We start from the raw sequence: 12,643 nt of genomic DNA, 5'->3' as shown, positions 1-12,643 counted from the left end.
ATTTAAACTTATTCACTATAAAAATACGAAGCAAAGGATAAATTCACGCCTGGGATATGTATTAAAAACACGAACTGCCTACAACAACTTATTCTTATATTGCTCCGGAGTTTGCCCAGAATATTTCTTAAACATCGAGATAAATGGACTGGCTTGGTTATAGCCGAGGGTAAATGCGACTTCTTTTACGGAATGGCCACTTCGTAATAGATCCATAGAAAACAAATATCGCACACGCAAACGCCACTCGGTAAAACTCATGCCGAGTTCGCTTTGGCAGTAACGAGCAAGCGTGCGCTCAGTGGTGTGAACTTTTGATGCCCACTCTTTAAGGCTAATGTCGTTGGTTGGCTCTTCTTCGATGGCCGCTAAGATCGGCGCGAGGTATTTGTTATTACTCGAAGGTAGGAAGTGGTGCTGCTCTTGCTGATCGCTTAGTTGATCAAGAAGCACTTGAATCAGGCGCTGGTCTTTTTCAGATTCGCCAATATTTACATTGCGATGGCGAAAATCTTCGATAATCGAGGACACAATGGGCGTCACTTTAATCAGACTGGTTTTTTCGGGGAAGCCAGCGGTGAACTCATGGGCAATGTTTAATGAACAATACTCAAGCGGCTTACGGTTATAGCTGCAATGCATCACACCTGCAGGCACCCAAATCGCCAAATGAGGAGGCGCAAGAAAACGCGTATCTTGTGCTTCCATTTCCAAAATACCACCACTGATTAACTGAACTTGTCCCCATGGGTGGCAGTGCACGCGGGTTTCGGTGTTCGACAAAAACGCATCGAAGTTCATGAAAACATTGGAGGGCATCTTGTCGATAGACAAAGAGGGGTGCAAATTTCTAGTGTGTTTTTTCAACTTGTCTTCCTATCGCGCGCAATGTCGTTTTAAAGATACATCATAGTATAACGACCTGTCAGACTATGTATACCCAAGTGACCCCAAGATACGGATTCAGAGCACTAGACAGGGTTTATATCAAGGAAAAAGCTCGCAGGAATGGCAGTCCATTTCAAGAGGTTTTGACGCCGAGATAAGCCCTGTCTAGTGCTCCCTTCGGGCGAGTTTGCTTGGCTTGCAGCCTTTGTTGGCGACTTTCTGCATAGAGCCACTATGCATTCAAGCCGCCGCCGTGTCTGCAAACCAAGCAAATCTCGCTGAATCCGCATCTTGGGGTTACTTGGGTATATCAACTTACAAAACGCGATGAGGTTCACAGTGGTCTATCTTCTTCCCTTCTTTACTGTGTTGATATGGGGCGGCAACGCCATTGTGAACAAGATGTCGGCCTCTGCCATTGAACCAAGCGCGATGAGTTTCTATCGCTGGGCGCTTGCTATCTTGGTGATGACGCCATTCTGCTTGCCGAAAGTGAAACGTTACTGGCCAGAGATCCGCAAAAACAGCGCCAAACTCGCGTTTCTAGCATTGCTGGGCATGGTACTTAACCAATCGTTGGGCTACTACGCAGCAGCAACCACTACAGCCTCTAATATGGCGCTGATCACCTCACTAGTCCCCCTGCTCGCGGTGTTCATTTCCGTGCCATTACTTGGTAAACGTATCTCTAAACTAAGCATCGTAGGCGGCGTGATCTCGCTTTCTGGACTTGCTTTTATGCTTGGCCAAGGTGAAGTGAGCTTCTTTTTACATCAAGACATTTCCCAAGGCGATGGCCTGATGGTACTGGCAGCTATTGTGTATGCGACATACTGTGTGCTGCTAAAACGTTGGAAGATGCAGCTTTCTAGTTGGATGCTGATTTATACGCAAGGGGTGTTCGCTGTCATCATGCTGTTCCCACTGCTACTTTCTAGTGAACAAATCATGCCAAGTAGCGCAGCTCTGCCGCTCATTGCCTACGCAGGACTACTCGGCTCGTTGGTCGCGCCACTACTTTGGGTTAAGGCTATCGATTTGATTGGTGCCGATGGCAGTGCTATGTTCATGAACCTGTTACCCGTTATCGCTGTCGCCCTAGCCGCGATACTGCTTGGTGAATCGATTACCCAATTCCACCTTATTGGCGGACTCATGGTCATTTCCGGCGTTATCTTGTCGCAAATTAAGACCAAAAAACTGCAGCTTGTAGCAGAAGCGGTGGCACAGAAACTCACTATCGATAAACAATAGCGAACGACAAAAAACTCACACAGTCAAACTCATAGCGTGTTGTTAACAAGTTTGTCATAATCAAGTCACTTAGCAGCTCAGATAAAGGAATAAATATAATGAGTAGTGGCAGAAGAGAGACCACCCTGCGTTTTCTTGCCGAGCCGGGCGATGTTAACTTTGGCGGCAAAGTGCATGGCGGCGCAGTAATGAAATGGATTGATTTAGCAGCATACGCCTGCAGCGCGGCTTGGAGTGGTAAGTATTGTATTACGGCCTATGCCGGCGGTATTCGTTTTGTAGAACCAATCCACGTTGGCAACTTGGTGGAAGTAAGTGCCAAAGTGATTTATACCGGCAGAAGTTCAATGCACATTGCCATTGACGTACAAGCTAGCGATCCCAAAGAGCTGAAAAATCGTCTCACAACACACTGCATCGTGATCATGGTAGCGGTAGATGAAAATGGCAAACCAACCGAGGTGCCAGAGTGGGTACCGCAGACTGAAGACGATATTAAACTTCGTGAATCGGCTATCAAGCTGATGAACATGCGCAAGCAGATTGGTGAAGAGATGGAAGCGCACGTCAAATATCTCAAGTAATTTCCTCTCCTTACTTGTTAATCAAGCCCTAAAATTGATGCAGACTGAATTCTCGGTCTGCATTTGTTATCCAGATCTCATCTACGCCCTAAATCATCGACCAAAAGGAGGAGTTTTCATCTTTTCCCTTCAACTACACTAGATTGACGTGATAGATTTTTTCTATATCCAAAACAGAACTCCTACAACATCAGCTTGGTGAGATTTTATGCCCAACTCTTCCATTTCTAAACCTGAGCAAAAGATTCATCTGTACCAAATTTTCACCCGCCTATTTGGCAATACCAATTCAACCAACCACCCTTGGGGCACCATAGAGCAAAATGGTGTCGGCAAGTTTAGCGATATCAACGAGGCCGCCCTAACATCGATTCGAGACCTCGGCATGACTCATGTCTGGTATACCGGCGTGCCGCACCATGCGGTAATTCGCGATTACAGCGAGTATGGGATTAGCAATGATCACCCTGCTGTTGTTAAAGGACGCGCAGGGTCACCTTATGCGGTGAAGGACTATTACTCGGTGAACCCAGATTTAGCGGACGATCCAGCCCAAAGAAACCTAGAGTTTAAGCAGCTTATTGAGCGCACACACAAGGCGGGATTGAAAGTAGTGATTGATATTGTGCCCAACCATGTCGCTCGCCAATATCAAGGGCTCAATAACCCTGAAGGTGTCACTGATTTTGGCGCGGAAGATGACACCAGCCTCGAGTACTCACGTGAAAACAACTTCTACTACATTCCAGAACAAGCGTTTGAACTACCCTATGTACCTGAGCATCTCGCACCGCTTGGTGGCGAGGATCACCCATTACTCAAGCAGCCTTATCATGAGTACCCAGCCAAGTGGACAGGCAATGGTGCGAGAAGCGCCAAACCAAGCGCTGACGACTGGTATGAAACGGTTAAAGTCAATTATGGCGTAAGACCGGATGGCAGCAAAGACTTTCCAGAACTACCAGAATGCTATCGACATAAGGGCTTTGCTGACCACGCTAAGTTCTGGAATGACAAAGATGTACCAAGCTCATGGCGCAAGTTTCGCGACATCGCCATGTTTTGGCTGGAGCAAGGTGTTGACGGCTTTCGCTATGACATGGCAGAGATGGTTCCGGTGGAGTTTTGGAGCTTTCTCAACTCATCGATCAAACTGAACAACCCCGATACTTTGTTAGTGGCAGAAGTATACCAGCCTCACCTCTATCGTGATTACATTCAGCTTGGCAAAATGGATGCGCTGTACGACAAGGTTGACCTTTACGACACGCTTAAGGCGATTATCCAAGGTCGCGATAGTACGGAGTCAATCTCTCGCATCCAAACCGAGCATAGTGACATCGAACCCCACATGCTGCACTTTCTCGATAACCATGACGAGCAGCGGATCTCTTGCGCCGAGTTTGCAGGTAGCGCCGAAGCAGCCTTACCAGCAATGGTTATTTCAGCCACCATCAGTAACGCGCCCACCATGCTTTACTTTGGCCAAGAGCTCGGTGAAGCCGGCGAAGAACACGCTGGCTTTGGGCAGCCGACACGTACCTCGATTTTTGACTATATCGGTGTTCCAAGCCATCAGCGCTGGATGAACAATGGCGCATTCGATGGCGGGCAATCCACCGAACAAGAACTGAACCTGCGACGTTTTTACCAAAACTTACTGCGCTTTGTGCAGCATAGCCATGCGATGTCAGGCTCTCGACTGTCACTGGATATTCAGCGTGACGAACGTCATGGTGAACTTCGCCATAAACTTTATGGATACTGGCGCGAGAACAAAGGCGATGCTGCATTAGTCTTGGTTAACTTTGATGCACACCAAGCCAGCAGTGAGGCGATCGCCGTCCCTCCTGAGGTGATCAAAACCTTAGGGTTAAGTGATGGTAGCTATGCGTTAACTTGTGCGCTAGACCCAGCGGTGACCACTGAGCTTAGTGTCGAAAATGGCTCAGGCCAAGTTGATATTGTCCTCAATCCACTGGCTTCACATATTTTTCAACTCGTGATGACTGAGCGTTAACCGCCCAACTTCATCGAAGCCCACTGTTATCAAGCCTCAGCGTGAAAACTGAGGTTTTTTTTGACTCATTCAGATCACACCCTTCGCAACTGAAATAGCAAAAATCTATATCATTTAACAAAAAGGCTATTTTTACGCCTCATTGCATCCGATTATTCTTATCCCAATGCAAATGGACAGGATAGTCACAATGAAAACACTAAAAACATCCTTAACCGCTTTGGCACTAGCAACGTTAACGGCAGCTCCAGCAATGGCAGTCACAGAAGGTGAACTGCTTATTTGGATCAACAGTGATAAAGGTTACGAAGGGCTAGCAGAGGTTGGCCGACAGTTTGAAGCCGATACTGGAATTAAAGTCAGCGTTCAGTTTCCAGAATCATTGGAAGCACGCTTTCAGCAGGTCGCTGCAACTGGGGATGGCCCAGACATCATTTTCTGGGCACACGACCGCTTTGGTGGCTATGCCGAATCTGGTCTGCTGCGAGAAGTGAAACCGAGTAAAGCATTCCAAGACAAACTCGTCGACTTTAGTTGGGATGCGGTGAACTACAAAGGCAAGCTCATTGGCTACCCACTTGCTATTGAAGCCATTTCACTGATTTACAATAAAGACTTACTGCCAGAACCACCTAAGTCATGGGAAGAGCTACCGGCTATTCACGCTAAGATGAAAGCACAAGGTAAAGACACCATTATGTGGGATGTGAAGAACGCCTACTTTACTTGGCCAATCGTCTCTGCTGGCACCTATTCGTTCGCTAAAACCGCGCAAGGTCATGATGCCAACGATACAGGGATCAACAACCAACGCGCTCAGGACAACCTAGCATTCTTGTTGAACATGAAGCAAAAAGGCATCGTCAATCCGGGAATGGATTACGCTAACGCCGAGTCTTCCTTTGCCAAAGGCGAAGTCGCGATGACCATCAACGGACCTTGGTCATGGGGCAACCTAGACAAAGCTGGCATCAACTACGGCGTTGCCACCTTCCCTACGCTGGATGGCGAGAAATCGAACCCATTCGTTGGCATCCTGAGTGCCGGTATTAGCTCAGCAAGCCCAAATGAAGATTTGGCGGTAGAGTTTATCGAAAACTATTTGTTTACCGATGAAGCGCTCACCACTATCAACAACGACAAGCCGCTTGGTGCCGTGACTCTGAAATCTTTCCAGCAAACTCTAGAGTCCGATCAGCGCATTCGCTCAACCATGATTAACGCTGAAAACGGCGAAATCATGCCAGCGATTCCAAAGATGATGACTTTCTGGATGTCTGAAGGCGCTGCCATCGAAAATGCGCTACTAGGTCGCCAGACTGTTCCCGAGGCGCTTGCAACGGCAGAGAAGCAGTTAACGCGCTAACACTAACCACTCGCCAAGTGCAGCAGAAACTGCACTTGGCGAGTAAATCAATCGAAGTTTTGTTGTTTCTTGTCAGCTCGTGACCACCTCTTAAAATCGCAATGTAACGCTTTAAATCGCTCTACATCAGATCCTCTTCTTCATCACATTCTCACCCAAGATCTTAAACAGCCGATTGAATTTCTCTCTATCGCTATCTATACCCTTTAACTATGCTCGCAGTTCCTCTGTTGTTCGAGCACGTACGACGCCACACGATCACGCTTGTTGGAAGGTAATACATGATGGGTGGTGACAAAGTGATGAAAACAAACGAGATAAAGGCGAAACAAGGAGATAACGATGGACAGAATTTGCCCAATGTGCCAAACGCCAATGGTAGAGAGAAACAACGTACATGTTTGCCCAAGAAATGAAATTGGCGACTGCGCTTATGATCCCTACCTACATGAACTTGAGCCTGCACAAGAGCGCGAAATGGAGCAAGATCGTCCTTATTAGAATCACAAGGCGATAATTATCAAAAAGGCGACCTCTCATCATGTGGTCGCCTTTTTGATCACTACCGCAAACTGCACATCGCGCTATCTAAAGTAAAGTCTCAAATGGAGTCCACGCCTGTCTCGACAACATACCACCAAGTGAGTACCAAATAAGATACCCCGCAAACTAAAGCCATCAACAACATCCACAGTAGTCTTAAAACCACTCTAGTTTTGGCAACTGACATATAAGCCAAAACCATCGAGAAGCAAAACAGTGAAGCTTGAAGAGTAAACCACACGACTTCGGGGAAGCCTAAACCGCTGTCACTCCCCAGTCCACGTAACAAAAAGCTTGTTGCTAGAATAACAACAAGCCCACTCAGCCAAGACACTAATGAAAATAAGTACAATTTTTTATTCATATCAATTCAGCACTGGCCTCGGTTTGACTGGACATTGAGCTTCAAAATACGTCTTTGGAATAACTTTATCGTGTGATACATCCCAGCCATTCATATTGGTATCTACATTCCCCCCGGAATGCTTAATCAATGACTGAACAAAACTATTACTGTTGTACCTCTGAGACTAGAAGACCTTAAACAATAGAATTCGGTAGAACTCAAATTTCTATGCAAATATGAACCTAAAGCCAATCGACAAATGAGGTAGGCCTCCAACTCTATGCATAGACAGGTTGTTGTTTACGAAAATGACTAAAAGATACTCATAGAAAAGACGACTTCTCAATGTAAAGCCGCCTTTTAATTCGATCTTAAGGACAAATTTAAGTTAACACCAACTCGCGCCTTCACCCGTTTGCGGTTTTAGAAGTTCTTTCACATTCGCTTCTATGACTCGATAACCGACGTTACCAAATAAGGTTTGTCGTCCGCCATCAATAATATAGGTTGGACTGCCTTTGATTTGTTGAGCCTCACGCAGCAGTTGGTCACTCCAGAGTGCCGCGTAGGCAGAACCATCCATCAGGTGCGGCTGAAGCGCTTCAAGGTTTATTCCATGAGAGGCAAGGACATCCGCAATAACTTCAACATTGCTGATATCTCTCCCTTGTTCAAAGAAAGCCTGTCTTAACGACTTGGCAAGAAGCAATACTTCACCTTGGCTGCTACCAGCAAGCTCTGCCGCTTTTAAGTGAAGATGTGCAGGCATGGAACTGGTTGGTCTAATGCTGTGCCATACCGCGGGGTTAAGCGTCAATTCAGGGAATTTATCTGCCACCTCTTCGGTGTGCTTTGCGAATCCATCAAAACCGCCTTTGTCACTCCACCCTTTGCCGATGCGAGTTTGCGTGTCACCAAACAAGTTAATGAACTTAGGTGATAATTCAATTTGGCCATCAAAGTTAGCTAGCAAGGCATCATTTCGAGCCTCCGCTGCCCACGCCCACACACAAAGTACATCGCTGACATAGTCGATTTTTAACATGATGCATTCTCCTGCTTTGTTATAACTTCATCTGAGAATTAAAAACGATTATCGTGAAATATAGTCGCTAGCCGCTGAGACCGTACCGACATTAACGATGTTTCGATAACCCATAGATTCAAGAACTTGAACCGCCTGAGACGCTCTCATACCAGATGCACAGTAAACAATAAGGCTGTCTTTAGGCTGGATGTCGCTGTTAGCAACCGCGAAAATGCTCTGTAATGGGACATTCAAAGAACCTGGAATATGCCCCGAAGCAAACTCTTGTGGAGAACGTACATCGATTAAATACTGCTTAGCCGCCGAGGATTCAGAACAATCAGCAGTACTATGGTGTGAGGTCGTGCTTGTTTGAACAGTAGAAGTCATTTAAAACAGCTCCAGCTAATTAAGGTGATTCTAATTTAACTGGCGCAACCAAAGCTGTCAAACATTATTTTAGAAAAACCTAAAGTAAAACTTCAAGTGTTGGCCTTTGGATCCCAGAACCAAGGACCAAGGACCAACAACCCAAAACCTTTACAACTCAATCATATAAGCATCATAAGGCTCGAGCTCAACAGCCCCAAAATCAAACGTCGTTCGCCCAGAGTTTGATAACAGCACCTCGGCTGAACTTTGTTTGAACTCGCTCAAATCGACGGTTAATGACTCGCCACTGAAATTCGCGACAACCATTAAACGTGTCTCCCCTTCTGTTCTGAGATAGGCAAAGACTTTGTCGTGCTGTTCCAGTACAGGAGTAAAATCGCCGTGCACAATCGCGCGATGACTCTTGCGAAGTGCGATTAAAGACTGATAGTAACGATACACAGAATCACTACTCGCAAGGTCACCTTCAACGTTCACCTCGGTGTAGTTTGGGTTCACTTCAATCCAAGGTTTGCCTTGTGTGAAGCCGGCTTGCTGAGCTGCTGACCATTGCATCGGTGTTCTGGCATTGTCACGACCATTCTCACCCAAAGCGTGCATCATCTCTTCGTGGCTCACGCCAGCCTCTGTTTTCACTTTATAGAAGTTCAGCGACTCAATGTCTTTGTATTGATCCAAGTGCTCGAACTTCACATTCGTCATCGCGATCTCTTCACCCTGATAAATGTAAGGCGTGCCCTTAAGTCCGTGCAGTACCGTGGCCAGCATTTTGGCTGATTTAGTGCGATACACACCATCGTCACCATACTTTGACACTGCGCGTGGCAGGTCGTGATTATTCCAAAACAGAGAGTTCCAACCTTGATCAGCCAGCTCTAGCTGCCATTTGGTGAGCACTTTCTTAAACTCAGGTAAGTCGAGTGCGATCGGCTGCCATTTATCGCCGTCTTTCCAGGTAAGCGTAATATGTTCGAACTGGAAAACCATCGACAGCTCATCACGTTCTGGCGCGCTATACTGCTTGGCGATCTCTGGTGTTGCCCCCCAAGTTTCCCCAACTGTCAGAAGATCTTTGCCGCCAAAGGTCGCGTGATTCATCTGCTTAAGGAGGGGGTGCAATCTTTCGCCATTACCCGTGATGCCTTTGTCGATCTCTTTACCAATCAGATCAATAACATCAAGCCTGAAGCCACCAATGCCCTTATCTATCCACCAGTTCATCATACGGTGGACTTCATCATGCACTTTTGGGTTTTCCCAGTTAAGATCGGGTTGTTTTTTCGAAAAAAGATGCAGGTAGTATTGCTGAGTCGGCTCATGCCACTGCCATGCACTGCCACCAAAGATCGAATCAAGATCGTTAGGTGCACTGCCATCCGGTTTTGCATCACGCCAAACGTAGTAGTCGCGATATGGCGAATCTTTTGATTCGCACGCTTGTTGAAACCAAGCGTGCTCATCTGACGTATGATTAACCACCAAGTCCATGACGATACGAATGCCGCGCTGTTTTGCTTCAGCGATCAGCGCTTCCATATCTTGCATGGTGCCAAACTCTGGCGCGATGGCTTGGTAGTTCGAGATATCGTAGCCGTTGTCATCCATAGGAGACTGATACACAGGCGATAGCCAAATCACATCCACACCCAACTCTTGCAAATAATCGAGCTTAGAGCGAATGCCATTTAGATCGCCAATGCCATCTCCATTCGAATCACAAAAGCTGCGCGGGTAAATCTGATACACCACCGCGTCGTGCCACCATTTTTGTTCCATGAGTTTGTCCTAGCTTATCGTTAAATTACCCCCACTTTACGAAGTTATCGCTGTGATTAAAAATAGATTCTCCGTATAATCATATAGATTTTTTATATATCAAAAACCGACACACCAAAAGGCAATGCATGGCGCTGAACAAATCCATTAAGTACTTCTTGGCAGTAGCCAAACACGGCAACATTAAACGCGCTTCTGATGAGCTATTTATCAGTCAGCCGTCTCTCACCTCTGCAATCAAAAAGCTTGAGGCAGAGATGGGGGCGCCCTTGTTTAATCGTCTATCAAAGGGCGTGGAATTGACGCCTTATGGCAATAAATTCCGTAAGTTTGCACAGGAGCAACAAGAACAATACTTTGCCCTTAAACACCAATTTAACGACATGCAGCAGCGCCAGTTCGGTAAAGTAAAAATTGGTACGGGAGAAGTATGGTGGGAAGGTTTCGTGCGCCAATCGGTGGCTGATTACCAAGCGTTAAATCCCGCCAGTTCGTTTCATCTTGAGTTCGGGAATAACTTATCGTTGCTACACCATCTCGTTCAGGGTGATATAGATTTATTCATAGGTCATGAAGTTTTAGACTTATCAGAATCGTGCCGTGTGGTGTTCCAGCCACTGTTTCAAGATTACGAAGCCATCTACGTTTCTAAGCACCACCCACTTGCAACGGGGGTAAGCGACCCAAGCACCCTACAGCGCTACCCACTTCTAAGGGTGACTCCAAACCATCCAAGGCATCAGTCGGTGCTGGCGAACGGTCTTCCTCATGACACTCAGTTTGATGAGCGCATTATCTACGACGTAGATTCTGTCATGGCCAGTATGGATATGCTGCATATGACGCAAGCGATCATGCCCTACAGCCACAAAGCGAGTGATTGGCTTGAACAGCATGACATCGTCATCGCATATCTTGATAAAGAAAAGGTCGGCAATATCGGGATTTACGCCAAACAAGGTGAAAGCAAATCGAGCGTGGAAACGCTTGTTCATCTGCTCACCAGTAATGTCAATTCCCAGTAAGGTCACCAAACTGTCATTTTTCTTTCATTAAACTTTGATGTAATCGCCGAGCGTTAAAATAGTCTGAGAGAGGAGCTCGACTTGACTCTGAGCGATATTACCCTAAGTCAATCCACGTTAACTGATTTAAAATCGGTGGAATATCAATGGATACGTACCATGTACGTTGAAGGGTACCAACGGGATGAAATAAATCACTACATCCAAACCTGCTTTGGCGGTGATGAGGTGTTTGCTGACTTGTTTCAGCGTGTGGCACTGGAACAAGAGAGTTTGTATGTCTTGCTCCAGTATCTAGGCTGCGCGCCTTCTAGCCGTGAACTAGTTTAAGCGCGTCTTTTGAAGTGGGTGAGCGTTGTAAAATGACATCCACTTCCGTGACTGTATATGGCTTGTCCACTTTCGTTCTCAGATCTTCCACAAATCGCTCATAACTCTTAAATGTCATCGATTCGCGCTTCGGATCAACGTAGACAGAGACCCAGGTTTTACGACCAAGCTTGGCGATAAAGATATCGACAATCTCAATTTCATATTCCTGAGCGAGCCCCTTCAAGCTGCGATAGATAGGCTTAGTGTGCTCGATAGGTGGCGTCGCGATTGTCAGTTCACGCATACCGTTTTTAATGAGTTTTATTGGGTCGCTGATAAACGCCAAGCTGAACAATACCACCAATATTTGGTCGATGTAGCGACCAACCCAGCCAAACGATGTTTCTTGTATAGCAATCACTAACACTAATGCCACACCAATCGCACCGGATATCACCCCATTAATAAACCAAGCATTCTTCTCTGCTTTTAGAATGTCTGAGTGGGACTGTTTATGCCCTACATGGCAAATCCAGTAGAGAATGGCGCACAGTGCGACCGCCGGGAACACGTAAATGGCCATAAGCCCTAAAGCAGGCTCCCTGCCACCAGCAAGAATCACCGGGATGTTACTGCCCACTGCAAAAGCAATCAGAATAAGGATCGTTATGCCCTTAATCACCACAATCAGCGGTTCAAAGGCAAAAAAACCTATTGGGTAATGGCGAGTTCGCCCTGTTTGGGTCAATTTTGCTATGCGCAAAGACGCAAACGAAACTGCCGCTGACAGTAAGTTGAATGAGGCGTCTAGTAAGATAGCACTCGACTCAGAGATCAGTGCCATAATGCCGCCCCAAAGTGACAGCACTGCTGCGCCTGCGGCTGAAAACACTAATGCTTTCGATTCGGTAATTTTTGTCATTCGGCCGTCCTTTCCAAACGCTTTGATGCTCCAATGTTAATTTTTATAACACAAGAATATGACCTTTCCTATGCCACAAGACCCTGTTTGTTCAAAGTTAATGCAACCGTTACTGTTTCTTATGCTATTCCTACATGAGAACAGCAACACACCAATTCGCTTTCCAGATAACTACAACGGTAACAAA

The 12,643-nt window shown here is 46.3% G+C and carries 12 protein-coding genes; 7 read left to right on the top strand and 5 right to left on the bottom strand.

Annotated elements, in window-relative coordinates; genetic code table 11:
- Positions 1-78: 78 nt before the first annotated feature.
- The gene (locus AAA946_RS17245; RefSeq protein WP_338166027.1) at positions 79-867 is read right to left on the bottom strand and encodes an AraC family transcriptional regulator; all 789 of its coding nucleotides are present in this window, start codon (positions 865-867) and stop codon (positions 79-81) included.
- A 360-nt stretch (positions 868-1,227) separates the two neighbouring features.
- Between AAA946_RS17245 and AAA946_RS17240 the strand changes: the two genes are divergently transcribed.
- The 5 genes from AAA946_RS17240 to AAA946_RS17220 all read left to right on the top strand — a co-directional run bounded on the left by AAA946_RS17240 (position 1,228) and on the right by AAA946_RS17220 (position 6,613).
- The gene (locus AAA946_RS17240; RefSeq protein ID WP_338166026.1) at positions 1,228-2,142 is read left to right on the top strand and encodes a DMT family transporter; all 915 of its coding nucleotides are present in this window, start codon (positions 1,228-1,230) and stop codon (positions 2,140-2,142) included.
- Between the two features lie 98 nt (positions 2,143-2,240).
- Positions 2,241-2,726 carry an acyl-CoA thioesterase gene (locus AAA946_RS17235; protein WP_338166025.1) on the top strand — a complete coding sequence of 162 codons (486 nt, stop codon included), beginning with the start codon at positions 2,241-2,243 and terminating at the stop codon, positions 2,724-2,726.
- Between the two features lie 208 nt (positions 2,727-2,934).
- Entirely contained in the window at positions 2,935-4,746 is a 1,812-nt protein-coding gene (locus AAA946_RS17230; RefSeq protein WP_338166024.1) for an alpha-amylase family protein, read from the top strand.
- Positions 4,747-4,936: 190 nt separating this feature from the next.
- Positions 4,937-6,112 carry a maltose/maltodextrin ABC transporter substrate-binding protein MalE gene (malE, locus tag AAA946_RS17225; protein WP_338166023.1) on the top strand — a complete coding sequence of 392 codons (1,176 nt, stop codon included), beginning with the start codon at positions 4,937-4,939 and terminating at the stop codon, positions 6,110-6,112.
- Between the two features lie 342 nt (positions 6,113-6,454).
- Entirely contained in the window at positions 6,455-6,613 is a 159-nt protein-coding gene (locus tag AAA946_RS17220; RefSeq protein ID WP_338166022.1) for a hypothetical protein, read from the top strand.
- A 776-nt stretch (positions 6,614-7,389) separates the two neighbouring features.
- On the opposite strand, the gene AAA946_RS17215 is transcribed toward AAA946_RS17220, so the two are convergent.
- The 3 genes from AAA946_RS17215 to AAA946_RS17205 form a co-directional block, all read right to left on the bottom strand.
- Entirely contained in the window at positions 7,390-8,046 is a 657-nt protein-coding gene (locus AAA946_RS17215; protein WP_338166021.1) for a DsbA family oxidoreductase, read from the bottom strand.
- 48 nt (positions 8,047-8,094) lie between these two features.
- On the bottom strand, positions 8,095-8,418 hold the full coding sequence (locus AAA946_RS17210; protein WP_338166020.1) for a rhodanese-like domain-containing protein: 324 nt from the start codon (positions 8,416-8,418) through the stop codon (positions 8,095-8,097).
- A gap of 150 nt (positions 8,419-8,568) precedes the next feature.
- A complete protein-coding gene (locus AAA946_RS17205) occupies positions 8,569-10,197 on the bottom strand; it encodes a glycoside hydrolase family 13 protein (RefSeq protein WP_338166019.1) in 1,629 nt (542 codons plus the stop codon).
- Positions 10,198-10,331: 134 nt separating this feature from the next.
- Here AAA946_RS17205 and AAA946_RS17200 point away from each other — a divergent pair, with 134 nt between their 5' ends.
- Entirely contained in the window at positions 10,332-11,222 is an 891-nt protein-coding gene (locus AAA946_RS17200; RefSeq protein ID WP_445206122.1) for a LysR family transcriptional regulator, read from the top strand.
- Between the two features lie 81 nt (positions 11,223-11,303).
- Entirely contained in the window at positions 11,304-11,552 is a 249-nt protein-coding gene (locus AAA946_RS17195; RefSeq protein ID WP_112479629.1) for a hypothetical protein, read from the top strand.
- Here AAA946_RS17195 and AAA946_RS17190 read toward each other — a convergent pair.
- A complete protein-coding gene (locus AAA946_RS17190; RefSeq protein ID WP_338166017.1) occupies positions 11,533-12,456 on the bottom strand; it encodes a cation transporter in 924 nt (307 codons plus the stop codon). The two genes, AAA946_RS17195 and AAA946_RS17190, sit on opposite strands and share 20 nt — an antisense overlap.
- Between the last annotated feature and the right edge of the window lie 187 nt (positions 12,457-12,643).

This window comes from Vibrio sp. 10N, assembly GCF_036245475.1.
In the GTDB taxonomy this organism is placed as follows: Bacteria; Pseudomonadota; Gammaproteobacteria; order Enterobacterales; family Vibrionaceae; genus Vibrio.
Note: the sequence above shows the minus strand (reverse complement) of the source record. Positions and strands in the feature narration are given on the sequence as shown.